16 protein-coding genes are annotated in these 26,176 nt (G+C 45.0%); 7 read left to right on the forward strand and 9 right to left on the reverse strand.

Translation table 11 applies throughout. From position 1 onward, the window contains the following. Nucleotides 1-294: 294 nt before the first annotated feature. Nucleotides 295-1,389 carry a tyrosine-protein phosphatase gene (locus HMPREF1212_RS22285; protein WP_046151136.1) on the forward strand — a complete coding sequence of 365 codons (1,095 nt, stop codon included), beginning with the start codon at nucleotides 295-297 and terminating at the stop codon, nucleotides 1,387-1,389. 60 nt (nucleotides 1,390-1,449) lie between these two features. On the opposite strand, the gene HMPREF1212_RS22290 is transcribed toward HMPREF1212_RS22285, so the two are convergent. The 5 genes from HMPREF1212_RS22290 to HMPREF1212_RS22310 form a co-directional block, all read right to left on the reverse strand. Continuing rightward, nucleotides 1,450-2,088: an HAD family hydrolase gene (locus HMPREF1212_RS22290; RefSeq protein ID WP_046151137.1), complete on the reverse strand. Its 639-nt coding sequence runs from the start codon at nucleotides 2,086-2,088 to the stop codon at nucleotides 1,450-1,452. 136 nt (nucleotides 2,089-2,224) lie between these two features. Further along, nucleotides 2,225-3,814 (reverse strand): S41 family peptidase, encoded by a 1,590-nt coding sequence (locus tag HMPREF1212_RS22295; RefSeq protein ID WP_046151138.1) that lies wholly within the window; start codon nucleotides 3,812-3,814, stop codon nucleotides 2,225-2,227. A 24-nt stretch (nucleotides 3,815-3,838) separates the two neighbouring features. Further along, the gene (gene coaD / locus HMPREF1212_RS22300) at nucleotides 3,839-4,300 is read right to left on the reverse strand and encodes a pantetheine-phosphate adenylyltransferase (RefSeq protein ID WP_028730252.1); all 462 of its coding nucleotides are present in this window, start codon (nucleotides 4,298-4,300) and stop codon (nucleotides 3,839-3,841) included. Nucleotides 4,301-4,309: 9 nt separating this feature from the next. Further along, entirely contained in the window at nucleotides 4,310-6,175 is a 1,866-nt protein-coding gene (locus HMPREF1212_RS22305; RefSeq protein ID WP_028730253.1) for a DNA topoisomerase IV subunit B, read from the reverse strand. Nucleotides 6,176-6,184: 9 nt separating this feature from the next. After that, nucleotides 6,185-7,315 carry a hypothetical protein gene (locus HMPREF1212_RS22310; RefSeq protein WP_028730254.1) on the reverse strand — a complete coding sequence of 377 codons (1,131 nt, stop codon included), beginning with the start codon at nucleotides 7,313-7,315 and terminating at the stop codon, nucleotides 6,185-6,187. A 202-nt stretch (nucleotides 7,316-7,517) separates the two neighbouring features. Here HMPREF1212_RS22310 and HMPREF1212_RS22315 point away from each other — a divergent pair, with 202 nt between their 5' ends. Together HMPREF1212_RS22315 and rnr are read left to right on the forward strand one after the other, a co-directional pair. Beyond that, nucleotides 7,518-8,450, forward strand: coding sequence for an SMP-30/gluconolactonase/LRE family protein (locus HMPREF1212_RS22315; RefSeq protein WP_046151139.1), 933 nt, complete (start codon nucleotides 7,518-7,520; stop codon nucleotides 8,448-8,450). A 96-nt stretch (nucleotides 8,451-8,546) separates the two neighbouring features. Further along, on the forward strand, nucleotides 8,547-10,727 hold the full coding sequence (gene rnr, locus HMPREF1212_RS22320) for a ribonuclease R (RefSeq protein ID WP_046151307.1): 2,181 nt from the start codon (nucleotides 8,547-8,549) through the stop codon (nucleotides 10,725-10,727). A gap of 92 nt (nucleotides 10,728-10,819) precedes the next feature. Here the strand turns inward: rnr and HMPREF1212_RS22325 are convergent, their stop codons facing one another. From HMPREF1212_RS22325 to HMPREF1212_RS22340, 4 genes are all read right to left on the reverse strand, one after another. Further along, a complete protein-coding gene (locus tag HMPREF1212_RS22325) occupies nucleotides 10,820-11,698 on the reverse strand; it encodes a hypothetical protein (protein WP_046151140.1) in 879 nt (292 codons plus the stop codon). Nucleotides 11,699-11,818: 120 nt separating this feature from the next. Then, a complete protein-coding gene (locus HMPREF1212_RS22330; protein ID WP_009860178.1) occupies nucleotides 11,819-12,031 on the reverse strand; it encodes an immunity 17 family protein in 213 nt (70 codons plus the stop codon). Nucleotides 12,032-12,034: 3 nt separating this feature from the next. After that, nucleotides 12,035-12,454, reverse strand: coding sequence for a tRNA (adenosine(37)-N6)-threonylcarbamoyltransferase complex ATPase subunit type 1 TsaE (tsaE, locus tag HMPREF1212_RS22335; RefSeq protein WP_046151141.1), 420 nt, complete (start codon nucleotides 12,452-12,454; stop codon nucleotides 12,035-12,037). A 79-nt stretch (nucleotides 12,455-12,533) separates the two neighbouring features. After that, entirely contained in the window at nucleotides 12,534-14,084 is a 1,551-nt protein-coding gene (locus HMPREF1212_RS22340) for a T9SS response regulator signal transducer PorX (RefSeq protein WP_010801006.1), read from the reverse strand. A 303-nt stretch (nucleotides 14,085-14,387) separates the two neighbouring features. On the opposite strand from HMPREF1212_RS22340, the gene HMPREF1212_RS22345 reads away from it, so the two are divergent. The 4 genes from HMPREF1212_RS22345 to HMPREF1212_RS22360 all read left to right on the forward strand — a co-directional run bounded on the left by HMPREF1212_RS22345 (nucleotide 14,388) and on the right by HMPREF1212_RS22360 (nucleotide 25,982). Then, entirely contained in the window at nucleotides 14,388-18,530 is a 4,143-nt protein-coding gene (locus HMPREF1212_RS22345) for a hybrid sensor histidine kinase/response regulator transcription factor (RefSeq protein WP_082099964.1), read from the forward strand. A 19-nt stretch (nucleotides 18,531-18,549) separates the two neighbouring features. After that, nucleotides 18,550-20,817, forward strand: a complete 2,268-nt coding sequence (locus tag HMPREF1212_RS22350) for a beta propeller repeat protein (RefSeq protein ID WP_232430182.1) — start codon at nucleotides 18,550-18,552, stop codon at nucleotides 20,815-20,817. 213 nt (nucleotides 20,818-21,030) lie between these two features. Continuing rightward, the gene (locus HMPREF1212_RS22355) at nucleotides 21,031-24,255 is read left to right on the forward strand and encodes a SusC/RagA family TonB-linked outer membrane protein (protein ID WP_052725085.1); all 3,225 of its coding nucleotides are present in this window, start codon (nucleotides 21,031-21,033) and stop codon (nucleotides 24,253-24,255) included. Nucleotides 24,256-24,281: 26 nt separating this feature from the next. Then, entirely contained in the window at nucleotides 24,282-25,982 is a 1,701-nt protein-coding gene (locus HMPREF1212_RS22360; RefSeq protein WP_046151142.1) for a RagB/SusD family nutrient uptake outer membrane protein, read from the forward strand. Nucleotides 25,983-26,176 lie beyond the last annotated feature (194 nt).

Here is a 26,176-nt window from a genome sequence, read left to right on the forward strand (position 1 = left end):
CTCCGATGAGGTGTTAAATAACGTTCGTGCCATCTGGATAGCGGAAATAATCAAAGACAAAGTCAGCCTATGGCATATTTATCCGGATACGGAGCAGAACAGGGAGAGATGGGGACTTTGAGGATTATATAAAAGAGTCTCGAAAAGCAGATGATTCCTTTTATATTCTAAAATAAATAAACGATATTCTAAATTTCATTTATGAGCCTAAATGGGGTTTTGATTTTGCGTAATTGTTTTTAAACCTGTAACTTGCGAGCTTTATTAATGTAAAATAGAGAAGAAAAGCGTGTTATGAAAAAGAGTTTATTTAGTTATTTATTGCTGTTATTTTGTGCTTCCGGGGTATTAACTTCTTGTGATGATGATGATGAAAAACCAACTACCGGCTATTCCGGTAAAGATATAAGCGGACAGGTTGAACTTGTGCGTGATCTGACATCCAAAGAAGCGACATTGAATGTCTCTGGTGATAATGCCTGGGATTTATATGCAGGTTCTTCGGCAGACGATATCGATATGAGTACACCATGCAAGAGTGGGGATGGGAAAGGTTCTTTCGAGTTGAGTGTCGATACACAAAAAAGATCCATTTTCTTGTTTAAGACTTCTGAAGGTCAGGTGTTATTGGCTGAAAGACGTTTGCCTATCGAAAAAGGGTACAATTTTAGAGATCTGGGCGGTATAAAGAACAAAGAAGGCCGTTTTGTTTGTTGGGGAAAATTATTCCGTACCGATGAAATGAACAAATTGAACGCAGCCGATCTTGCTTATTTGGTAAGTACCGGTTTGAAAACTGTTGTCGATTTCCGTACTGATACTGAAAAAGAAGGAGGTCTGGGTGGTATGTTGCCTGCTGCTCCGGATATTCTGCCATCTACTGTAAAGAATACTTATGATTTAAAGATCAATGCGGGTAATATCTTTTCAGATGAAATTATCGGAGCAATATCAAAGGGTATGAGCGAAGAAGAAACAGCACAGATCATGATTGATTCTTATGTTGAAATGGTAAACTTTGATGATTATGTCGCTCAATATAAGGAATTCTTTAAATATGTTCAGGACGCAAATACTTTGCCGTTGAGCTTCCATTGTTCAGCAGGTAAAGACCGTACGGGAGTTGCTACTATGCTTATACTCTCGGCTCTTGATGTGGATAAGGAAACGATCATGAAGGATTATCTGCTTAGTAAAGATTATATTGCAAGCAAGTATAGCAGTTTCTTGAAAATTTATCCTCAGATTGCCCCGCTGGTTACTGTCGATGAAAAATACCTGAATGCGGCTTATGATGCAATTGATAAGAAATATGGTTCTATGACTAAATTCCTTACGGAGACTTTAGGTATAGATATCCAGAAGATGAAGGAACTGTACTTATATTAATGTAAGACCGTATTCGGACTATATATTATTAACCCGGTTGGAGTTTCCAATCGGGTGTTTTTATTCTTGGATAATATCTTTCAGGTCTGTAATTACTTCAGCTTTTTCTATTAAGAGGTTATGACTATTATGTCCCCCAGCATACAACACACAGTTTATCCCTAAGGCTTTTGCCACTTCGGCATCATGTAATGTGTCTCCTATGATCAGGGCTTTGTCCGGGTTCAGGGAATTGTCTTTCAATAACTTCTGGCCGATCCCTACTTTCCCTGTTGCGCATATATCTCCCGAGCCGTATATACCTTTAAACTTTCCGGTCAGCCGGAAATGATCGAGCATACGCAGCAGGTCATTCTTTCCGGCAGCAGATAAGATATATTGGTTGATCCCCAGGCTATTGACTGTGTCTAAAATGAAAGGAACATCCATATGCAACTTTATCTCTTTCTCATAACTCTTGTAACGTTCCATATATTCGGCTGATACTTCCTCAATCGACTCTTTCTCAAAGTCGATACCTATTTGTCTGTGAAACTGTTTGACTGGGAAGCAGAATAATTCCTTATAAGTATTTAAATCCAGTTGAGGTAAATCTCTTTTTAAAAGCATTTCATTGATAACCCTGACGTTTACGTCTACATCATCTAATAGTGTTCCGTTCCAATCCCAGATTAAAGTGTCTATTCCTGATAAATTCATTTTGTAAAGTTTAAATATGGATACAAAGATAATCGTATGTGATAACTAATTAAAAAGGGGATGTACCAGTTATTTAATTTTTGGCACATCCCCTTTATTTGTTTAGAACCATAACAGGCTCGCATTGAAATCTTCTTTACCTTCCCAGCTCCTTATTGTAAACTGCTTCATCATTGATGATGCGCAGCGCTTCCTGATAACTTTGGTTATCGTCATTGATTACCTGGAAATATTCAGCCATATCGTACAGGTCGCGGGCTATTAAGGCCTTTACCTGAAGTGTGATAAGCGGTTTTGAACGGTTATATTGCTCTTCGTTGAACTCGATCTTTTCCTCTTTACCCAGATCGATCAGTTCCTGCAGCGTCTCTTCGGGAACGACGAATCCTTTTTTATATTGGCTGAACTTCGGATATTTCTTGTTCATTTCACTGCGGTTACGATCCAGATAATTCATGGCAACACGGTTCACCAGTCCGGTGGCAACCAGGCTACGGTGATAATCCGTATAGCGGGTGGTATCTACCGGGATGAATACGTCAGGCATGATACCGCCGCCACCGTAAACGATACGTTTTGTTTCCAGTGTATTGTACTTCATCGAGTCCGGGAAATGGATGCTGTCGGCACTCATCAGTTCGCCACGGTTATAACGGTCGATCAGGTCGTGCTGGTAATCTTCCAGTTTACCGTTTTCGTAATGTTTCTGTATGCTTCGTCCGGTAGGCGTATAATAACGTGCTACTGTCAGGCGGATCATAGAACCGTCGGGCATGGGGATTGGTTTCTGCACCAGACCTTTACCGAATGTACGGCGTCCTACAACCACTCCACGGTCCCAGTCCTGTACGGCACCGGCCAGGATTTCGCTGGCGGAAGCAGACGATTCGTCAACCAATACTACCAGGCGTCCTTCTTCAAATCCACCGCGTGCAGTCGATTTGGCTTCGTCGCGCGGCTGCTTGTTCCCTTCGGTATAGACAATCAGTTTGTCTTTGTTGAGGAATTCATCAGCCAGTTCGATGGCAATGTTGAGATAACCGCCCCCGTTTCCTTGCAGGTCGAGGATCAGGTTTTTCATTCCTTGTTTCTGGAGCTTGGCAAGCGCTTCACGGAATTCGTCGGCAGATGAGGCTGCGAAACGGTTCAGCTTGATGTATCCGGTCTGTTTGTCGGCCATATATGCGGCATCCATACTCGTTACAGGTATCTTTCCACGGATGATTTTGAATTCGATCAGTTCCGGATTTTTATTACGCAATACCTTTACGCTTACTTCGGTACCTTTCGGCCCGCGCAAACGCTTCATAATATCGGTTGTTTTCATTTTAACACCGGCAATTAGGGTGTCGTCAACCATGATGATACGGTCACCGGCTACCAGGCCTACCTTTTCAGACGGGCCACCGGGAATAACCTGGATAACGTATAGCGTATCGGTCAGCATGTTGAACTGGATACCGATACCGTCGAAATTCCCTTGCAAAGGTTCGGTCATTTCTTTTGTCTCTTCCGGATCCATATAGTTTGAATGTGGATCCAGCTTTTCCAGCATACCGATAATCGCATCTTCTACCAGCTTGGAATCATCCACCGGATCTACATACAGATTCGATATGGCATACAGGGCCATGGATAATTTGCGGGCATCCTGATTCGGTTTCTGGGCCACTGCCGAAGTGATGACGAGCATTGCTGCGAGCAGGGTGAATAGGATTTGTCTCATTTTTGATCTTTATTTCGTAAGTTGTCAATATAAGTTCGTACCCTTCGGCACGAACTGGGATATATCTTTTCCATAATTCAGCAGTTCGCGTACGATGCTGGAGCTGATATGCGTATGCTCGGGTTCTGTAAACAGGATGAACGTTTCGATGCCGCTGAGTTTACGGTTTACGTCAGCAATGCTTTTCTCGTATTCGAAGTCGTTTACCGTACGGATACCACGCAGGATGAATGCAGCACCCACCTCGTTGGCAAAATCTACCGTGAGCGAGTTGTATGACATCACCTTAACCCGAGGTTCATCTTTATATAGGTTACTGATCGCTTCTATCCGTTTTTCAATCGAGAAATAGGTTTGCTTCTTCTCGTTGATACCGATAGAGATAATGATTTCGTCTACCAGAGCCAGTCCACGGCTTACCAGCGACTGATGTCCGATGGTAAACGGGTCGAATGTTCCGGGGAAAAGGGCGATACGCTTTTTCATTCTTCGTGTTTAATTAACCACATCTTCTTCAACAACCAGGTTATCAATGATAAAGTTCTGTCTTTCCATGGTATTTTTACCCATATAGAATTCGAGCATATCTTTTACCAGGTCTTCTTTTTTCATTGTAACCGGATCCAGGCGTATATCTTTGCCGATAAAATGCTTGAACTCGTCCGGTGAGATCTCTCCCAATCCTTTGAATCGGGTGATTTCAGGATTCTTTCCTACGGCCTGTATAGCAGCCAGACGCTCTTCTTCGCTGTAGCAGTAATACGTTTTCTGCTTGTTGCGGACACGGAAAAGCGGGGTTTGCAGGATATAGACATGATTACGTTTGATCAGGTCGGGGAAGAACTGCAAAAAGAAAGTGATCAGCAACAGGCGGATGTGCATACCATCGACATCGGCATCGGTTGCGATAATAACCTTATTGTATCTCAAACCGTCCAGGCCGTCTTCGATATTGAGGGCTGCCTGCAGAAGGTTGAACTCTTCGTTTTCATATACGATCTTCTTGGTCAGACCGAAGCTGTTGAGCGGCTTACCACGCAGACTGAATACAGCCTGATAATTCGGGTCGCGGCTCTTGGTGATAGATCCGCTGGCCGAGTCGCCCTCGGTGATGAAGATACAGCTTTCTTCCGTACGGTCGCCTTTGGTATCGTTCAGGTGGATACGGCAGTCGCGTAGCTTTTTGTTGTGCAGGTTGGCTTTCTTGGCTCGTTCGCGGGCCAGTTTGGTCACACCGGCAATGGCTTTGCGCTCTTTTTCCGATTCCAGTATCTTGCGAAGCAGGGCTTCCGAGGTGTCTACGTTCTTATGCAGGTAGTTGTCGAGCTCCTTCTTGATGAAGTCGCCAACAAACTTGGCTACCGTAGGGCCTTCGGGGCCTATATCCTTCGATCCCAGCTTTGTTTTTGTCTGGCTTTCGAATACCGGTTCTTCCACCTTGATACTGATGGCGGCAACGATACCGGCACGGATATCGGAGTATTCGAAGTTCTTATTGTAATATTCTTTGATAACACGTCCCAGTGTTTCACGGAAAGCGGAAAGATGCGTTCCCCCCTGTGTCGTGTACTGGCCGTTGACAAATGAGTAATATTCTTCGCCGTACTGGTTACTGTGGGTGATAACCACTTCAATATCTTCGCCATTCAGGTGAATGATCGGATATAACGGTTCGGTGGTCATGTTCTCGTTCAGCAGGTCGACCAGCCCGTTGCGGGAGTGGAACTTCTTGCCGTTGAATATAATCGTCAGGCCGGAATTCAGAAAGACGTAATTCTTCAGGAGACTTTCGATGAACTCGTCTTTGTACTGGTATTCCTTGAATATTTCGCGGTCGGGGATGAAATAGATCGATGTACCGTTTGACTCCGTAGTAGGCTGTATCTTTGACTCTTCTGTAATGATCGCCTTGCTGTATTCCACCCGTTTGCATTCTCCGTCGCGGAAACTGGTGATAAGGAAATAACTGCTCAGGGCGTTTACGGCCTTGATACCGACACCGTTCAGTCCGACTGACTTCTTAAAAGCCTTGCTGTCGTATTTGGCACCTGTATTCATCTTGCTGGAAACGTCGACAACTTTTCCCAGAGGAACGCCGCGTCCGTAGTCCCTGACAGAAACGGTTCCTTCTTCTACGGTGACCTCTATGGTTTTGCCATACCCCATCATGTATTCGTCGATGGAGTTGTCGAGTACCTCTTTCAGCAATACATAGATACCATCATCCGCATAGCTACCATCTCCCAATTTACCAATATACATACCTGGGCGCCGGCGGATATGTTCCATCCAATCCAGCGTCTTGATATCGTCGTCATTATACGCTGTCGGTTGTTGCATTGTTGAATTCAGTTCTTCCATAGAAAATCCTTATTTTAATTTTTTGATAAAAGCTCTTCTTGTTTTATGATGTTCACGCTTGAAGTAATCCCATTGAGCCTGTACGGCATTATTGCTGGCCAGTTCCGGGTTACTTTCGGCATATTCGACACCTAAGCCGATATATACGGGGATAAGATCGTTAAACAGTAACGCATTTACTCCCTTATTCTGGTATTCCGGTAATACGCCGGTCAGATAGAGGTCGATTACCTTCGGCTTTGTCTTCAACGCTTTCAGCAAATGTATCCAGCCGAAAGGAAACAAATGTCCTTTTGCTTTTTGCATAGCGTGCGAAAGGCTGGGCAGTGAGATACCAAAACCGACTACCGTATCGTCCTCTTCCCTGATAATAAGGGTGACCAGATCCAGGCGGATCATCGGAATATACATTTTTACATAATAGTCGATCTGCTTTTGTGTCAGCGGAGCGAAGCCGTACAGAGGTGCATAGGATTCGTTCAGCGTTTCGAATATCTTTTGTGCATACGGCCATATCTCCTTTGTCTTTTTGAACTTCATGGTTTTCAGGCCGTATTTCTTTTTTACGATCTCTCCGATGCGCTGATGCTTCTCCGGAATACCTTCGGGTATATATATCTTGAACTCGTGCCAGTCCTGATCCTTCTCGTAACCGATACGTTCAATATGTTTCGGATAATAGGGGTAGTTGTAAATGGCAGCCATTGTACCCAGCTGGTCAAAACCTTCAACCAACATCCCTTCATGATCCATGTCGGTGAATCCCATCGGCCCGTGAATTTCAGTCATACCTTGTTCAGTCGCCCATTTTTCAACAGCATTGAACAGACCGTCTACTACTTCAGCGTCATCGATAAAGTCGAGGAATCCGAATCGGGCACGTTGCTGGTTCCACACCTCATTACTGCGGCGGTTGATCATTCCGGCAATGCGGCCGACTATCTTATCGTCTTTGTAAGCCAGATAATAGACAGCATCGCAGACTTCAAAAGCCGGATTCTTTTCTTTATCTAACGTAACCATCTCCTCTTCAATCAATCCCGGTATGTGGTATGGATTGCCTTTATATAAATCGATATTGAACTTAACGAACTTCTTAAGCTCTTTTTTGCTGGTAACTTCTTTAATTACTACGCTCATCGGTTATTTTTAGTTTGAACGGCAAATTTACATAATTAATTCGTTAGATTGTTTCTTTGAAGCTAAGATTAGGACTTTTAACACGAATAAGGTCGTTTAATTGATATCGATTACCTGCTGATGAGTAAAATACGCTATATTTGCACTTAATAACAGGCAGTGAAATTGATTATTTACCATGAAAAACTTAATAGGAATACTTATGTTGACAATACCTTTTATAACAGGCGGATGTTCATCCGAGCCGAAAGTTCTCAATGCAAATTTAGCCTTTAAAGCAGAAGCGACAACCGGAGAAGGTTCTATCTGGCATCCGGATAGAAATACGTTATTCTGGGTGGATATCGAAGGCAAAACATTATATGAGTATTATCCAGAAAAGCAGGATTGTAAAACCTGGGAGTTCGACCGCATGGTGTCTACCGTAGTGCCGGAAACGGATAGTACGGTTGTTGTCTCCCTTCAGGATGAGATCGTACGGGTAAACCTGAACGACGGCGGTTTATCATCCATCGCTCCGATACCCGACCACGAAGGAAAGGTTCGCTGTAACGACGGGAAATGCGATCCGGCTGGCCGTCTGTGGATCGGTACGATGGGATTCGGTGCTCCTAAAGGCGCCGGAACACTTTACACCGTACTTCCTGACGGAACCGTAACGACCAAGTTGGATGAAGTGACGATCTCCAACGGTATCGTATGGTCTGCCAACAAGAAATACATGTATTATAACGATACGGCAACAGGAAGGATTGCCCGTTACCGTTATGATGAAAAGACGGCCGAGATCCTGTTCGACGGGGTGGCTGTTATGATGCGTCCGGGTACCGGTTCCCCCGACGGTATGACGATCGATAGCAACGATAACCTTTGGGTAGCCCAATGGGGAGGTTTCGGTGTTTATTGTTACAATCCCTATACGGGAGAATTGCTGGCAAAAGTAGAGGTGCCGGCTCCTCATGTCGCTTCCTGTGCATTCGGCGGCGAGGATATGAATACGCTCTACATAACAACGGCACGGGCCGGACTTTCGGAACAACAACTGGAAGAATATCCCCTTAGCGGTAGTCTTTTTGTTTGTAAACCCGGAGCAAGCGGGCCGGAGCCTTACAAATTTAAACAACCGGCAAAGTGAACAATATAATTTAACCTGTTTGTAAACAGTATATCGATTATATTTGTTTATTTTGTGAGAGAGATGATTTATCTCTCATTTAATTACAAAAAATATATGACGAAAAACAAATCCGGGAAGAAGGATAATAGAGAAAACAAACCGAAGAAGAACAAGGCTAAACGTATGAAGAAAGAAGCCATGCTCCACTCCGTTATGTCCGTATTTCAATCCTCTCCCAAGGAACCATTTAACTATAAACAGATTAGCAAACTGATTGGCGTAGAGAGCCAGGTGCAGAAGCTACAGGTTGTAGACCTGCTGTATGATCTCTCTGCCGAAAATTTTATTACAGAAATAGACCGCGGACGTTATCGGTATAACGGTCTGGGGACCACTGCGATCGGTACATTCGGACGCCGGAGCAACGGAAAAAACTCGTTTATACCGGAAGATGGTGGTGCGCCGGTTTTCGTAGCGGAACGGAATTCCGGACATGCGATGGACGGCGATAAAGTGAAGGTGCAGTTGTTTGCCAAACGCAAGGGCGCTGAACCGGAAGCCGAAGTGATCGAAGTACTGGAAAGCCAGAAAAAGACATTTGTCGGTAAATTGCAGGTAACGAAAGGCTTTGCCTTCCTCATCACCGAGAACAAGACGCTGGCAAACGATATATTTATCCCGAAAGAAAAACTGAAAGGCGGCAAGAATGGCGATAAAGCCATTGTCCGTATCGTTGAATGGCCGGACGAAGCCAAGAACCCGCTGGGTGAAGTGGTCGATATCCTGGGTGTGGCCGGTCAGAATACAGCCGAAATGCATGCGATACTGGCAGAATTCGGCCTGCCGTATACTTATCCGGAAAATGTGGAAAAGGCGGCAAATAAGATATCGGAGATTATTCCGGAAGAAGAAATTGCTAGGCGTGAGGATTTCCGTAAAGTCCTGACCTTTACCATCGACCCGAAAGATGCTAAGGACTTTGACGATGCCCTTTCGGCTCGCCGGCTGGATAATGGAAACTGGGAAGTGGGCGTGCATATTGCCGACGTAACTCATTATGTAAAACCTGAAAGTCTGATCGACCGTGAAGCGGAAAGCCGTGCGACTTCTGTCTATTTGGTGGATCGTACGATTCCGATGTTGCCCGAACGGTTATGTAACCAGATATGTTCCTTGCGTCCGGACGAAGAGAAGTTATGCTTCTCCGCTATTTTTGAACTGGACGAAGAGGCCAACGTGAAGAAATCGCGTATCGGACGTACCGTGATCAAGAGCGACCGCCGCTTTACTTACGAAGAGGCGCAGTTGGTGATCGAAACAGGCGAAGGTGATTATAAAGACGAAATACTGATCCTGGACGCATTAGCAAAGAAGTTGCGTGAAAAACGTTTTAAGAACGGAGCCGTTAACTTCGACCGCTTTGAAGTAAGGTTTGAAATTGACGAAACCGGAAAACCGATCAGTACTTATATCAAGGAATCGAAAGATGCCAACAAACTGATTGAAGAATTTATGTTGCTGGCGAACCGTACAGTAGCAGAATTTGTAGGTAAAGTGCCTAAAGGAAAGACAAAGAAAACGTTTGTCTACCGTATCCACGATCTGCCCGATCCGGATAAACTGGAGAATTTTGCCGCCTTTATCCGCCGCTTCGGTTATAAGATGAAAACGGAAGGCAGCAGTAAGATCGATATCTCCCGCAACCTGAACCGTTTGCTGGACGAAGTGCATGATAAACCAGAAGAAAATCTGATTGAAACATTGGCAATCCGCTCGATGCAGAAAGCACGTTATACGACAGAGAATATCGGCCATTATGGTCTGGCTTTTGAATATTACACTCATTTTACTTCTCCTATCCGTCGTTATCCGGATATGATGGTGCACCGTTTGCTGGAACGTTATCTTGAAGGCGGACGCAGCGTGGTAAAGGCAAAATATGAAGAAAAATGCGACCATTGTTCTACGATGGAGCAGGTTGCGGCAAATGCTGAACGTGCGTCTATCAAGTATAAACAGGTTGAGTTTATGCAGGATAAGTTGGGCATGGTGTTCGACGGTGTGATCTCCGGTGTTACCGAATGGGGATTGTATGTTGAGCTGAATGAGAACAAGTGCGAAGGCCTTGTTCCTATCCGCGACTTAGGAGATGATTTCTACGATATGGATGAAGAGACATACAGCCTAATCGGTCGTCGTAAGAAACGCCGCTTCCGTCTGGGTGATCCTGTAACGGTGAAGATCGCAAATGCCAATCTGGAACGTAAGCAGCTTGACTTTATGTTGATGGAATAGAGAAGATATTATTGGATAAAATAAAAGAGACAACCGGTCATTAATGCATCAGTTGTCTCTTTTTGTTTTATATAGAAAGTGATAAAGTCGTATTATTCTTCAGCAGGCTGGAGGTTTTCGCCGATAGTGTATCCTAATTCGTCATCACGTTTTTTATCCTGGAAAAGATATGAGTTTCCTTCTTCAGATTCGATATAGTAAAGGTTTGTATAGATAAAGTCCGGGTTGTCATGTTTTAATACTTTGGCAACATTGTCCGGGATAGGAGTATCCATGCTTAATTCATACACTGTCCTTCTCCAGAAACCTCTGTCCGTTGCTATTTCCCCATGAAAGAAAACATGTTTAATTGTATCATTGTGAAGGATGAAGTATTCATGCTCTCCGTCATTCATGTATCCTCTTATCTCTGCCCCTTTATATTTTTCGTGTATAAAATTAAAATGGTCTTCGGGCAGATTTACAAACCAGCGTGTATCGTTTGGGGTACATCTAAGGGTTCTCAAGTAAAGTCCGTCGTCATTGATATAAATATAATGTTGCATGTTGTCGGATTTTTTCCAGGGATACGTGAAATGTAATGTGTAAAGGGGCCTTGTTATCCCTGCTCGTTCTGTTTTAAATATCTCAATGTCCTGTACGCCAATATATCCGGCTTGCAGGAAAGAAGTCTGAACTTCAATGGGGAGTTGTTGGATATCGCTGATCTCTGTATAGGTCATTTTCCAGCTATCATTGACATACGAGATCAATGCCTCATTTTGTTCCGGATCTTTAAATTTTATTTGGTCGATGCCATCCGAATAATTCATGAAAGAAGTGATCTCAGCAGATGGATATCTTTTGGAGAAGTCGCTTTTGATTGCTGCGGGAATCTCATCTTCTATTGTTGAGTTCTCTTTATCACAGGCAGTAAAACACATAAGTAGCATACATGCTACGATGTAATGGATACAATTAATTCGCTTCATAAGTTTTTTATTTAGACAGGTAAATACAATTGCAATACTAGTTGGATACAAAGGTAAGAAAAACAAGGAATAGAAATCCTAAGACAGACTTCTGTTCCTTGTTTATGATGCATTATTTTTTTACCAGTAAATCAAACCGAGTGTGCCGCAGCCAATTAACGCTAATCCTAATAAAGCATAAAATATACGTGCTCCTTTTCTTCCGAATTTATTTACGAAAGTCGTTGCTCCGCTGGTTTCGAAATACCAGTCGAAGTTAAAGATGGCAGCGACCAGGGAAAATGCTCCCAGGGCAATGAAGATGGCTAGTATGAAATAATCGGTAGGTTCCATCGGTTATTTCACTTCTACGGTTCGTGATCCGTCGGGGTTTTCGCTGATCGTTACGTTTACCACATCACCCGGCAACATCTCTTCAACTTTTTCCGGCCATTCGATGAAGCAAAGGGCACCGCTGTAGAAGTAATCTTCCGTGCCTATCTGTTCCGCTTCGCTGATCTTATTGATACGGTAGAAGTCGAAATGATAGATCAACTCGCCGGTCGTATCGCTGCGATATTCGTTGATAATGGCGAATGTCGGGCTGTTAATCACATCTTCTACGCCCAGCTCTTCGCAGATCGCTTTGATAAAAGTTGTTTTTCCGGCTCCCATGTTTCCGTAGAAGGCAAAGACGGTACGGTCATCCATTCCGGCAATGAATTCTTTGGCTGCCTGGCGGATGGTATCTAAATTTTCAATCTTGATAATACTCATGATGTCTATTGATTATTGATCATTTGTAATCTACCCGCAAAGGTATATTAATTTTCAATTTTCAATTCTCAATTTTCAATTATTTTGGTATCATGGTAATAAACGGCACCATCATTTCCTCCATCGAGATACCTCCGTGCTGGAATGTATTCTTATAATAGGAAACGTAATAATTATAGTTGTTCGGATATGCAAAGAAATCATCGTTCATGGCAAATATATATTTGCTGCTCAGGTTGGGAGAGGGCAGGCCTATCTTTTCCGGATCGCGTATCTCCAATACTTCTTTGGGGTTGTAATTCAAGTTTTTACCAACTTTGTAACGGAGGTTGGTATTGGTATTCCTATCTCCTATCACTTTGATCGGGTTATTGACGCGGATTGTTCCATGGTCGGTCGTAACGATCACTTTATACCCTTTATCGGAGATGCGTCTGAACAACTCCAGGGTGGTTGAGTGTTGGAACCAGGAACGGGTCAGGCTGCGGTAGGCAGCTTCGCTTTGTGCCAGTTCGCGGATCATCTTCATTTCTGTCCGGGCATGCGACAACATATCCACAAAGTTCAGGACAACGACATTCAACTGGTTGTGCGTCAGTGAAGAGATCATGTTCAACAGCTTTTCACCATATTGTGAGTCGTGTACTTTGTTATAAGAGAAGGTGTATTTCTTACGGAAACGGTCGATCTGTGTCCGGATCAAAGGCTCTTCGTTCAGGTTTTTTCCTTCTTCACTCTCTTCATCCACCCATAAGTCCGGAAACATCTTTTCTATCTGCAAAGGCATCAGGCCCGAAAAAATAGAGTTGCGGGCATACTGTGTGGCGGTAGGAAGAATACTGTAATACAGGCTTTCGTCGAATGTAAAATATTCTGCCAGCAGGTCTTTGACGACACGCCACTGGTCCAGACGGAAATTATCGATTAGGATGAAGAACACCTTTTCATCGTTGTCCAGCAAAGGGAATACCTTTTTCTTGAAAAGATCCGGACTCATCAAAGGACGTTCGGCAGGGTTCTGTATCCAGTTTACATAATTCTTTTTTACGAATTTACCGAAAGCGTTGTTTGCTTCTTCTTTTTGCATCCGCAGCATATCGGTCATCTGTACCTGGCTGCTTTCCAGCTCCAACTCCCAGTACACCAGCTTCTTGTATAATTCCATCCAGTCGTCGGTCGTTAGCGAATCGTTGATCTGCATACCGATGCGGCTGAATTCCTGTTGGTAGCCGACTGTTGTCGTTTCCGAAATAATCACATTTTTATGAACGTTCTTTTTGATGGAAAGAAGCAATTGGTTCGGGTTGACCGGCTTGATCAGGTAGTCGGCAATTTTGTTTCCGATTGCCTGGTTCATAATGCTTTCCTCTTCGCTTTTAGTAACCATGACGACCGGTACGTTAGGGTTAATTTCCTTAATGTGGGCGAGTGTTTCCAGACCGGTCAGGCCCGGCATGTTCTCGTCCAGGAAAATAATATCGAACGATTGTTCCCTGCAACAGTCGATTGCATCCTGCCCGCTGATTACCGGAACCACTTCATACCCTTTATCCTGCAAAAACAAAATGTGAGGTTTCAACAAATCGATCTCATCATCTGCCCAAAGTACTCTGTCTTTCTTTACTGCCATATTTGTTACCTTATTATTCTTACAAATTTAATCGGAATAGTTTACATAATAACGATGCTTGTTCCGGTTTTGTATATTGATCCTTGTTTTTTTACGGTCTTTTATATCCTTGTGTTTTATTTTGTAAATATCATGATAATAGGTGAATAATAATGCTTATTATCCCTGATATTCTGATTACAATAACAAAATAGCCCGTAAAAAGTTACAAATATCCCCTATCTGTACAGACAAAAAATGATAAGTTTGTAAACCTGTTATCAGGGATAAAGGAGATGAAACCGATTAATCTATTACTGTTGTATGAATAGAATACGATTTATATATATTATTGTTTGTTTACTCTATACGATTACTCTCGTACAAGGGGTAGAGAATAAAATCCTGTTTAACCGCCTGGATGTAAACAACGGGTTATCGTCTAATGAAGTGACCTGTATCTATAAAGACCGGAAAGGATTTATGTGGTTTGGTTCGAGTTCAGGACTGAGCCGTTTCGACGGCTATGAGTTCCGCGCCTTCCGGCATGAAGTGGATGGTGCATTGTTTTCGGAAGCCTATGTGACCCAGATTACGGAAACAGCAGACAGAAATCTGTGGATCTCTTATGAAGACGGAAAAGTCGGGGTCTATAATCCGGTTAAAAATATATTTCTGACGTTGGATGAGGCCCGAAAAGAATTGGATTTGCCAGCTAATATATCAGGCGTCTTTCAAGGGAAAGACCTGCAATTGATATTCTGTACTTCAGATAACCGATTGTACGCCTATGATTATTCCACAAGGAAAGCGGTCGTTTATCCGGTTGATCCGTCGGAAGGGCAGGTGTGCGATGTCTATCAGAAAGGGGAGATTCTATATGTGATCCATACCTCCGGTGTAATCGAGATGATCGATTTGCAGCAGGGAAAGTCCATCTTGAAGAACGGCCATCTGAAAAAAGTGTGTAAAGCCAGACGATTCATGTTGTTCATAGATAGTGATAACGAGATCTGGGTTTATCCGGATCCGGAAAGTTATGGGGGATTGTACCGTTTCACTCCGCGGAATGGCAGGTGGAAACAATATAATACTTCTTCGCCTCTTCCCCTAAATTCTTCGCTGATACGGGGAGTGGAGGAAGATTCGGAAGGTGTGATCTGGATTGCTGCCGATCATGGTGGCCTGAATCTGCTGGACAAGAAGACGGAAACGATCCGTTACCTGAAGAATAATCCGTTCGACCTGCGGAGTATCAGCCAAAACAGTGTGATCAGTTTATATAAGGATGATACGGGAATTATCTGGACAGGTACTTACAAGAATGGTATCAACTATTATCATGAAAGTATCTTTAAGTTCCGTTCGCTCCGTTATCCGGTTATGGAAGCTGAGGATGCGGAGATCAATGATTGTAATTGCGTCCTGGAAGATCGTTCCGGAAATTTGTGGATCGGGACTAACGGGAACGGATTGTTATATTACAACCGGACTACCGGGCAATACCGCAAGTATCGCCATGATCCGGCTGATCCGTCGAGTATCAGCAGTAACATTGTTGTTTGTCTGGAAAATGATGCCAGCGGTAATCTCTGGATCGGTACTTATGTCGGTGGACTGGATTGTTTTGACGGGAACCGTTTTAAACATTACCGTCCTCAGACCGACAGTTTGAAAGAGTTGTCGAACAACAGTGTCTACAGTCTTTATGCAGATGAGGCCGGCAATCTCTGGATCGGTACGCTGGGAGGAGGTATGGATTGTCTGGACCTCAAGACGGGGGAATGGTCACATTTCCATTCGGGCGACCCGGAGAATCCATTGGGCTCCGATTATATTTATTCCATATCAAAAGGTAATAAGGATGAATTATTGATAGGCACCTCGTTGGGGGTGAATATGCTCGATACGAAAAGCGGGCGTGTATCTTCTTTTAAAGGGGAGGTGAACAGGGAGGAAGTTTTCAATGATAAAGCGATCAATACGGTTTACCGGGATAGTCGTAATCTGTTGTGGATTGGCTGTAATAACGGACTGACCGTCTATGACCCTTCCCACGATAAACTATATCAACTGGATAAAACGAATGGTTTGCCTGACAACGATATTATGTCTATCCGGGAAGATGATACGTATGTTTTGTGGCTTGGGACGAAGAACGGTTTGCTCCAGCTAACCCCGTATTATAAGAAAGACGGGACATATCAGTTCAATTGTATTACTTATTATGAAAATGAGGGTGTACAGGGCCGCGTTTTTAACCGGAACAGTGTATGCCGCTCTGCTTCAGGAGAACTGATCTTCGGAGGAACGAACGGACTGACTGTTTTCAATCCTTCCCGGATAAAGTATAACTTCTATCCTCCGACAGTTGCCGTTACGGGCTTCCTGGTACAGAATGATCAGATTTTGCCCGGACAGCCATATAATGGGCGTATCATCTTGCAAGATGATATCAGCTATTGCAACGAGTTGTCGTTGCAGTACGATGAACGTAGTTTTTCTTTGAATATCGCGGCTCTTAGCTATTTTCTTCCGGAGAAGAACCGCTTTTCGTATATAATGGAAGGCTTCGACAAAAAATGGGCTACCATTGATGCGGTAAACCGGAACATTACTTATACCAATCTTTCTCCCGGAACCTATACCTTTCTGTTGAAAGCAGAAAATAATGACGGTGTTTGGGGACAGGAGCCGATAAAATTAAAGATAACGATCATGCCTCCTTTCTGGGGGACCAACTGGGCGATCTTTTTATATTGTATTCTGGCTGCCATTATCGTGTTCGCTATTATCCGGGGTATTCTTCATATCCAGAAGCGTAAATTCGAGAAAGAACAGGAACGGATACGGGTTAACCAGCTTCATGAAATGGATGAGATGAAATTACGCTTCTTCACCAATGTCAGCCATGAGTTCCGTACACCTTTGTCCTTGATCATTACACCGATAGAGAAGCTGATGAAGAGCGAAAGTAACCCGGAGAATCAGATGATACTGAAGTTGATCTACCAGAATGCAAACCAGTTGTTACGTTTGGTAAACCAGTTACTCGATTTCAGGAAGATCGATGTGCAGGGTGTCCAGTTACTTTTGTCCTCCGGAGATATCGTGTTGTTTGTCAGGAATATTACTTATTCATTTAAGGAACTGTCGGAGAAAAAGAATATTCGTTTTTCGTATACAACTTCCTTCCCTTCGTTGGTTATGAAATTCGATACGGATAAGGTTTTTAAGATCGTATCCAATTTATTAAGTAACGCCTTCAAGTTCACACCTGAAGGAGGGGAGATATCTGTTAACCTGAGCATGCAACAGGATGAGGATGGAAAAAGCATGTTATTGATCCAGGTCATTGATACAGGGATAGGGATTGAAGAAGATAAATACGATTTGATCTTCACTCGTTTCTATCAGATACCGTCAGAAGATAAATCGGGAACCGTGGTCGGTACAGGCATCGGATTGCATTTATGCCGTGAGTTTGTCAAGTTGCATAACGGGGCGATCTTCGTCAGGAGCCAGGTTGGAAAAGGAAGTACGTTTACGGTATCGCTTCCGATCGAACTTCCGGAGATACAGGAGATTATCTCTTCACCGGATAAACTGGATACGGCCGGAGTCGGGGAAAGAATAGGAATATCAGAGGAAAACGAAATACTCGGACAGATACAGCAAGAAAATACGGAGATGCGTACGGAGCCGAATAAACCGACTTTACTCATTGTCGATGATAATGCAGATTTCCGTGAATTCATGAAGTTGAGTTTGAGCGGTTTATACCATGTCTTTACGGCTGACGACGGTGAACAGGCCTGGAAAGTTATCCTGGAAGAACTTCCGGATATGGTAGTCAGCGATGTGATGATGCCGGTAACGGACGGAATCGTTTTGTGTAAACGGATCAAACAGGATATCCGTACATCTCATATTCCGGTAATCCTTTTGACGGCGAAATCGGCAGAAGAGAGCAAAATGACCGGTCTGGAAGCAGGAGCCGACGATTATATCGGCAAACCGTTCAATATGGATATGTTGATTCTGAAGATACAGCATCTGGTAGAAATGAAGAAACGGTTGCAGAAGCAGTTCATGCAATCATCGCAAACCGGTATTCAATTGGCCGATATCCCGATCAGTTCGATGGATGAGCAGTTGATGCGGAAAGCAATAGCCTATATCGAAGAACAAATAGCTAATCCGGAACTTTCTGTCGAGCGGTTAAGCCGGGAGATGGGGATGAGCCGTGTGAACTTTTATAAGAAAACACTTTCGATAACGGGTAAAACACCGGTCGAACTGATTCGTGCCATCCGTATGAAACGGGCAGCGCAACTGCTGGAGAAAAGTCAGATGCGTATCAACGAGGTTGCCAGTGAAGTTGGTTTCAACGACATCAAATTATTCCGTAAATATTTCAAAGATGAATTCGGGACGTTGCCGTCCGATTACATGAAAAAAGAGTAATCATTAATATACAATTACCATGAAAGCCATTTCAATGACCATTACAGGATTTCTGATCCTTCTGTCAATGGGCAGCCAGGGAATTATTGCCCAATCGCTTCGCCCTTCCGTTCCTGTGGAACACTATCGCTGGAAAAGTGTTCAGATCGTAGGCGGAGGATTTGTAGACGGGATTGTTTTTCATCCGAAGGAAAAAGACGTACGCTATTGCCGTACCGATATGGGTGGTGCCTATCGTTGGGATAAGGATACGCAACAGTGGGTTTCTATGCTCGACTGGATCACTTATGACGATAACAATCTGGTCGGTGTGGAGAGTATTGCGGTCGATCCCAATGATCCTCAAACCGTTTATCTTTCATGCGGAACCTATACCCGCAGTACGAACGGGGCTGTCCTTTGTTCAAATGACGGAGGACGGACTTTTACCCGTACCGACATGCCTTTTACCATGGGAGGAAATGAAAATGGCCGCGGTAATGGCGAGCGCATGATGGTAGACCCTTTGAATAGCGATATAATCTATCTGGGTACCCGTCTGGATGGTCTTTGGCGTTCAGCGGACCGGGGAAAAAGCTGGCAACAGGTACGTTCGTTCCCGGATGTGGCGGAAGTTATTCCTGAGGGAGGTAATCCGTGGATGCAGGATCGTGGTTGCGGTATTAATTTAGTTTTGTTTGATCCATCGGGCGGCACAGTCGGTAAAGGTTGTTCGACTTTGTATATCGGAGTTTCGCTAAAAGATCGCGACAATTTCTTTGTCAGCCATGATTATGGAGAAAGCTGGCAACCGCTTGTGGGACAACCGGTACAGTACCGACCCACTCAGGCGGTCCTTTCAAAAGACGGCTATCTGTATATTACGTATGGCAGTAACCCCGGTCCGATGCGGATGAATAACGGGGCAGTCTGGAAATATGATCCCCGCAGTGGAAAATGGCAGGATATTTCTCCGGTAAAGGCTGATCCTGATAAAGGGGCTGCTTTTGGATATGCCGCAGTGTCTGTCGATCAGCAGAATCCGAAGCATCTTATTGTCAGCACCTTCAATCGTCCGGTCGCCGGTTCGTATGCGGAAGATGATATTTACCGGACTACCAATGGAGGTAAAACCTGGAAACCGGTCTTTGCAGGAGGTGCCCGCTTCGATTACAGCAAAGCTCCTTATGTGGAGTTTACCCCGTTACATTGGATGTTCGATATTGAAATAGACCCGTTTGATCCCGATCATGCCCTGTTTACAACCGGATATGGCGGTTGGGAGACATTCAATCTCGGTAATATGGATAAAAATGAACCGACACTGTGGCAAGTGATGAGTACGGGGATAGAGGAAACTGTTCCCTTGGATTTATATAGCCCGAAACAGGGTGCGCAACTGATCTGTGCGATAGGTGATTATGGCGGCTTTACCCATGTTGATTTGGATCGTCCCGTTCCATCCGGTAGCCATGCCGATCCTTATTATTCCAATACGACCGGTATTACCGGGGCAGAAGATCAACCGGATCTGGTTGTTCGTGTGGGGACTGTTTCGCATCATCACCCTGAAGGCAAGCCGCTAGCCTATTCGATGGATGGAGGAAAGAGTTGGCTGGAGCCGGTTTCTTTACCTCAGGAAAAAGCTCAAAATGGACATATCGCTGTTTCTTCTGACGGACAAACCTGGATATGGACACCCGACCGCATGCCTGTCTATTATACGAATGACCGGGGAATAACCTGGTCAACTGCACAAGGAATCCCTGAAAATCTCCGTGTGATTGCCGACCGTGTCAATCCAAAACGTTTTTACGCTCTCGATCTTTCTGCCGCTGTTTTATATGAGAGTATGGATGCCGGTGTTAGTTTCCGGTCTCGTCCGTTGCCTTTTGCACCATTCGACGGTAAGGCACGCAATGCCCGTGGTGATCGCCGGGGAGGGCAAGACCGTGTGTATGCTACGCCGGGAAAGGAAGGCGACCTGTGGATTGCCGCTTTCGAGGCCTTATATCATGCCCTTCCCGGAGAAGTATTCGTTCCCCTGGATAAAGTGCGTCGTATCTACGCTTTCGGTTTTGGAAAAGCCGCGCCTGGTTCGGATTATCCGTCATTATATCTGGCAGGGATCGTGAACGGAGTATCCGGCTTTTTCCGTTCCGACGATGCGGCCCGCAGCTGGGTACGTATCAATGATGATGACCACCAATACGGATTGGTGCTGCACATCTCCGGAGATCCGAAAAGATACGGGAGAGTATACGTCGGTTCGCATGGACGCGGAATTGTTTATGCCGACCCTTATTAGCTATATATCAGATCGATAAATCTATGTGTTTTTCCATTAATGATGGAGGTAAAAACGGGGGAATAAACAAAATTCCCCCATAAAAGACACAATTTATCCCTCTTCATTTACCGTTTTACCCGCATCGTGAAACATTCTTTCCTTCATGTTGGAGATACATGAACTAATTTTGTTTCAGTTAAAAATTTATTTTTTACTTTAAATCAATTCAGTATGAATAAACACGTTAAAATTTTGTTGACGCTGAAGTCTTTGGGATTTGCATTCTTATTTAGTACCGGTCTTGTTGTCCATGCGGCAGTAGATAACGGTCATGTGAATCCGGCAAGCACAACTGCTATGCAGCAGTCGAAAAAAATCTCTGGTATCATTACAGATGAGAAGGGCGAACCAATTATCGGGGCGAACATTGCTGTAGTCGGTACAACGATCGGTATAATCAGTGATATGGATGGCAAGTACGAACTGGAAGTTCCGGAAGGCGCTGAGGTGAAAGTCTCCTATATCGGTTATAATCCTCAAAGTTTTAAAGTAACCCAGAAGACTTCTTATAATATAGTATTAAAAGAAGACTCCGAGATGATCGACGAAGTAGTCGTTGTCGGTTACGGTACGATCAAGAAAAGCGACATTTCCGGTTCCGTTGTTTCGGTCGACAAGGAACAGATGATGAAACGTAATCCGCTGAACCTCGCGCAAGGGTTACAGGGCTCTGCTGCTGGTGTGATGGTTTCCAAAAACTCGGGTGACCCGGAAGGGACGGCGACGATCCGTATCCGCGGTGTTGCGACGGTGAACGGCTCGGCCGATCCGTTGTATGTAGTCGACGGAGTACAGGTCGGCAGCAATGCTAATTTTGTAAACCCAGCCGATGTGGAAAGCATCGAAGTCTTGAAAGACGCTTCCGCCACCGCTATCTACGGTGCCCGTGGTGCGAACGGTGTCGTTATGATCACAACGAAGAAAGGGGTGAAAGGTGCAACCCAGCTCAACTTCTCTGCTAACTTCGGTATCCAGAACATGACCGGTAAGCTGGACGTAGCCGATGCCGACCTTTTTGCCTACTCTGTTCGCCAGGGACGTGCCAACGATAAGGCCGCTATCCAGAACAAAGCTTTCGGCGATGACTATGCAGGCCGCCTGCGCACCATTGACTGGCAGGACGTTATGACTCGCACCGCTTTACAGCAGAATTACATGCTATCTGTTTCCGGTGGCAACGATAAGACACAATCGACTTTCTCGGTCGGCTACCTGAATAACGACGGTGTGATACTGGATTCCAACTTCTCCCGTCTGACGGCCCGTGCCAATGTAACCCACAAGGTAAAAGACTTTATCGAAGTAGGCGGTAACGTCGCTTTCGTTCATTCCGAAAAGGTGGGAGGCGGAAACCTCCGCAGCTATGCGACGTTGACTCCGACTATGGATTATGTGGATGAAACCACCGGCCAGTTCATCAGCAATGATTGGCGTGTCAATGCAGACGGAACCTACAACGCTTTCATGCAGATCAGCGGTGAAGGCGATATCCAGAAAGGCCAGGATAACCCCTATGCCGCCAAGATGGAAGAAGATAAGACCCCTACCTATGAAAACAAGTTCGTCGGCAGTGCCTATCTGAACCTGAACCTGTTCAAGGGATTACAATTCCGTACGATCGGCTCCTATACCCTGTCGACAGTGGACGGAAGCGGTTTCAACATCGTAAATCCGCGAACCATCACCGCAGCACAGACCAACTCTTTCTGGATGAACCAGTCGCAGGATAATAACATCGAGATCGAAAGCTATTTCACCTATAACTGGAAGAACGATATCCATAACCTGACGGTCATGGCGGGTAATTCGGTCACCAATTACTGGGGCCATTGGGTATCTTCCAATGCGAGCAACTTCCTGGCAGACAGTTACCGCCAGATGTCGTTGACCAGCGACCAGACTTCACGTATCGGTGACGGCGGCTATAATCTGAAGACGCGCTACATCTCCTGGTACGGCCGTGCCATGTACACTTTGATGGACCGTTATATCGTTACCGCTACCGTACGTCGCGACGGTTCGTCCAACTTCGGATCGGGTAACCGTTGGGGTACTTTTCCTTCTGCCGCTTTGGCATGGCGTCTGTCTGAAGAAGACTTTATCAAGAACTTGGATATATTCAGCAACATGAAGCTGCGTTTCGGTTGGGGACAAACCGGTAATGCAGGCAGTGCGACCAGCCTTTCCGTTGCCCAACTCTCTTCCAACCGCATTGCTTACGACTGGGGACAGTTAGGCGGTTCATCTTCCAACTATAATAAGGTAGTCGGCTTCGCCCAACTGAAAGAGATCGACACCAACCTGAAATGGGAAACGAATACACAGACAAATATCGGTCTGGACCTGGGTTTGCTTAATAACGACCTGAACATTACGATGGATTACTTCATCCGTGACTCCAAAGACCTTTTACTTTATCGCAACATGCGCCCGTCTACCGGACACGGACAGGTTTATACCAACGCCGGACATATCCAGAACAAAGGATTCGAGTTTAGCGTATCCTATAACAAACGTTTCGGCGACTGGAACCTCGGTGCTACACTGACCGGTTCTACGTTGAAGAACAAAGTAATCGAAGTGGGCGACCCTATCTATAATAACCTCGATGCGAACGGCGATTTGATCACTGACGACGGCGATAACTGGACCAACCACTCCGTAACAATGGAAGGCCACGCAGTAGGTTCTTATTACGGTTATGTAGTGGAAGGCATCTTCCGGAACCAGGCCGAAGTAGATGCAGCGAATGCCCTGGCAAAGGAGAACGGATACGACGCTTACCAGGTAAATGCCACCACCGTGGGCGATTATAAATACAAAGACCTGAACGGCGACGGCCATATCGACGGTAACGACCAGAAAGTATTGGGGAACGGTTTCCCGAAACTAAATTACGGCCTCACCCTGAATGCCAGCTGGAAGAACTGGGATGCAATGATCTATATGTACGGTGTTGCCGGTATGAAGATCAACTCGTATGCCGCCATGAAAATGACCCAGCTATATAAGACCGGCGGCGGTATCCAGAATACATTGAAGGAATACATCGACAACGCCTGGAGCGAATCGAATCCCAATGCCGTTTATCCGCGCATGACCATCGTCGATAACAATACAAACATGAAAGCATCCGATGCCTACGTGAAGAAAGGTGATTTCCTGAAAATAGCGAACATCCAGATCGGTTATACCTTCCCGCGACGCTGGTTGCAGCCGTTCCGCATGGACAATGCACGCATCTTCGCCTCTGTCGAGAACCTCGCATGCTTCTCCGGCTATAATAAATTCGGCGATCCGGAAGTCGGTAATGCAGCCGTCTTGCAAACCGGTTTCGACGGTGGCCGTTACCCCTATCCGCGTACATTCACATTTGGTTTGAGTGTACAATTCTAATTGTTTAATCTTATAATTCGAGTCTTATGAAAAAAATAGTTATATCTGCCTTATCGTTACTCCTTTTGCTTACGACAAACAGCTGTAAGGATTATCTGGAAGTAGACCATTACGATATTCTCCCTGGCGACTTCATGTTCCAGAGTGAAGAAAACGTGGAAGGTGGCCTGATCGGTTGTTACGATACCTTCTATCCCTCCAAAGAAGACAACGAGGCCGGTGCCGACGGTTCTATGTGGGGTTTTAAGCCACAATACATGCTGTCGAACCATCCGACCCTAGACACACAGGCAAGCGGTTGGGATAAAGCCTATTGTACGGAAGACTGGACCTCTTCCAGTTCCGAGTTCCTCTCTTTATGGGTAGGCTGTTATAAGGCGATTTCCCGTTGCAACACCTTGCTCGATGGTCTGGAAGGCATGAGCAACGATCTCTTCAGCGAAGGAGAGGCCGGCAAGAAGAAGATCGAGGCACAGGCACGTGCTATCCGTGCTTACAACTACCTGGCTCTGGCGAAAAACTTCGGACGTGTGCCCATGCTGATGGCTGGCGAGACGTATGTAAATACACCTTCCAAGCCGCGCCCGGATACGGAAGATGAAACATGGCAGGTGATCATCGACGACCTTGCATTTGGTGCTTCCGTTCTCGACTGGACACCGATCAACGGCGAATACGGACGTATAACAAAAGGTTTCTGTTTAGGTTATCAGGCCGAGGCCCTGATGTATCAGGAAAAATATGCGGAAGCCAAGACATTACTGAAGGAAATAATCGACAGCAACACCTATTCGCTGGTTCCATGCTTCAGTTATTTGTATGATCCTGAAAAAGCATGGCAAACAGAAGACGTCTTTGCCACAGTGATGTGGACTGACAATGGTAATAACATGTCGGGTGTGCAAGGGTGGTCGCCAACGGAAGATCATTACATGACAGCATGCTATTGTGCCGCTTCGATGGAGTATAACGGTTGGGGGTCCTTGTTTATTTCCTGGGAATGTTACAACTCGTTTGAGGATGGCGACCGCCGCCGTGCCGCCTCTATGGTGGCTTTGGGAGAAACAAACCCCTGGACTGGGCAGACGATCGGTGCAAACGGTGCCCCGAATGTGAAGACAGGTTCCGAATATATGCCGAACATCTCCAGTTTGAAATACTGGCGTGCCAACTGCGACTATTGGACGACGATCAACCAGCCGTTTACCCTGCACCTGCTGCGTTATGCCGCCATCTTGCTGAATTATGCAGAATGCAGTTTCCAGACCGGCGACGAAACAAGTGGTTGGGATGCGATCCGCCAGATACGCGAACGTGCCTGGGGTAACCATGAAGTCAGTTTGAGCGACGCAGAATATCCGATTCCGATGCAGACTGAAACTGTGGCAGTGCCTGACGCTAAAACCTATTACACGAAATATAAAGCGGAAAAAGGTTACTCTTCCGATGTCTGGATGGTTGCCGTCAATATGGAACGCCGCCATGAGTTCAACGCTGAATTCAGCCTGTTCTATGATTTGAAGCGTACCGGAATGGTCGAAGAGTTTATCAACCTGGAATATCCGAAGGGAGTAGGTACTGCTCCGGGATCGGATGCCGCTTATCAGGACTGGCGTACCTATCGTACATTCGATTATAACAAGGATAAGATGCTTTATCCGATTCCTTATCAGGAAATCTTAACGAATGCGGAGATCGGACCGGAAGATCAGAATCCAGGTTATTGATTGTAAGTGTTTATTGTAGTTTGGTAGTAACTCTTCCCTTTGGAGAGGAGGCAGGGGTGTTAAAGTCTGTTGTAGGAAAGACCTATAACACCCCCTCTATTTCCTTTTGCGGAGGAAAACCGTTACTATCAAAATGACATTGCCCTATCGGGTAAATCAGATTACTATACCATGTATTTCAGATTACCTCACCG

The organism is Parabacteroides sp. HGS0025 (assembly GCF_000969845.1).
Taxonomy (GTDB): domain Bacteria; phylum Bacteroidota; class Bacteroidia; order Bacteroidales; family Tannerellaceae; genus Parabacteroides; species Parabacteroides gordonii.

Bases quoted from the DNA above. Each gene is read 5' to 3' on its own strand.
- HMPREF1212_RS22285 (WP_046151136.1), top strand. From the start codon at position 295: ATGAAAAAGAGTTTATTTAGTTATTTATTGCTGTTATTTTGTGCTTCC.
- HMPREF1212_RS22290 (WP_046151137.1), bottom strand. From the start codon at position 2,088: ATGAATTTATCAGGAATAGACACTTTAATCTGGGATTGGAACGGAACA.
- HMPREF1212_RS22295 (WP_046151138.1), bottom strand. From the start codon at position 3,814: ATGAGACAAATCCTATTCACCCTGCTCGCAGCAATGCTCGTCATCACT.
- coaD (WP_028730252.1), bottom strand. From the start codon at position 4,300: ATGAAAAAGCGTATCGCCCTTTTCCCCGGAACATTCGACCCGTTTACC.
- HMPREF1212_RS22305 (WP_028730253.1), bottom strand. From the start codon at position 6,175: ATGGAAGAACTGAATTCAACAATGCAACAACCGACAGCGTATAATGAC.
- HMPREF1212_RS22310 (WP_028730254.1), bottom strand. From the start codon at position 7,315: ATGAGCGTAGTAATTAAAGAAGTTACCAGCAAAAAAGAGCTTAAGAAG.
- HMPREF1212_RS22315 (WP_046151139.1), top strand. From the start codon at position 7,518: ATGTTGACAATACCTTTTATAACAGGCGGATGTTCATCCGAGCCGAAA.
- rnr (WP_046151307.1), top strand. From the start codon at position 8,547: ATGACGAAAAACAAATCCGGGAAGAAGGATAATAGAGAAAACAAACCG.
- HMPREF1212_RS22325 (WP_046151140.1), bottom strand. From the start codon at position 11,698: ATGAAGCGAATTAATTGTATCCATTACATCGTAGCATGTATGCTACTT.
- HMPREF1212_RS22330 (WP_009860178.1), bottom strand. From the start codon at position 12,031: ATGGAACCTACCGATTATTTCATACTAGCCATCTTCATTGCCCTGGGA.
- tsaE (WP_046151141.1), bottom strand. From the start codon at position 12,454: ATGAGTATTATCAAGATTGAAAATTTAGATACCATCCGCCAGGCAGCC.
- HMPREF1212_RS22340 (WP_010801006.1), bottom strand. From the start codon at position 14,084: ATGGCAGTAAAGAAAGACAGAGTACTTTGGGCAGATGATGAGATCGAT.
- HMPREF1212_RS22345 (WP_082099964.1), top strand. From the start codon at position 14,388: ATGAATAGAATACGATTTATATATATTATTGTTTGTTTACTCTATACG.
- HMPREF1212_RS22350 (WP_232430182.1), top strand. From the start codon at position 18,550: ATGAAAGCCATTTCAATGACCATTACAGGATTTCTGATCCTTCTGTCA.
- HMPREF1212_RS22355 (WP_052725085.1), top strand. From the start codon at position 21,031: ATGAATAAACACGTTAAAATTTTGTTGACGCTGAAGTCTTTGGGATTT.
- HMPREF1212_RS22360 (WP_046151142.1), top strand. From the start codon at position 24,282: ATGAAAAAAATAGTTATATCTGCCTTATCGTTACTCCTTTTGCTTACG.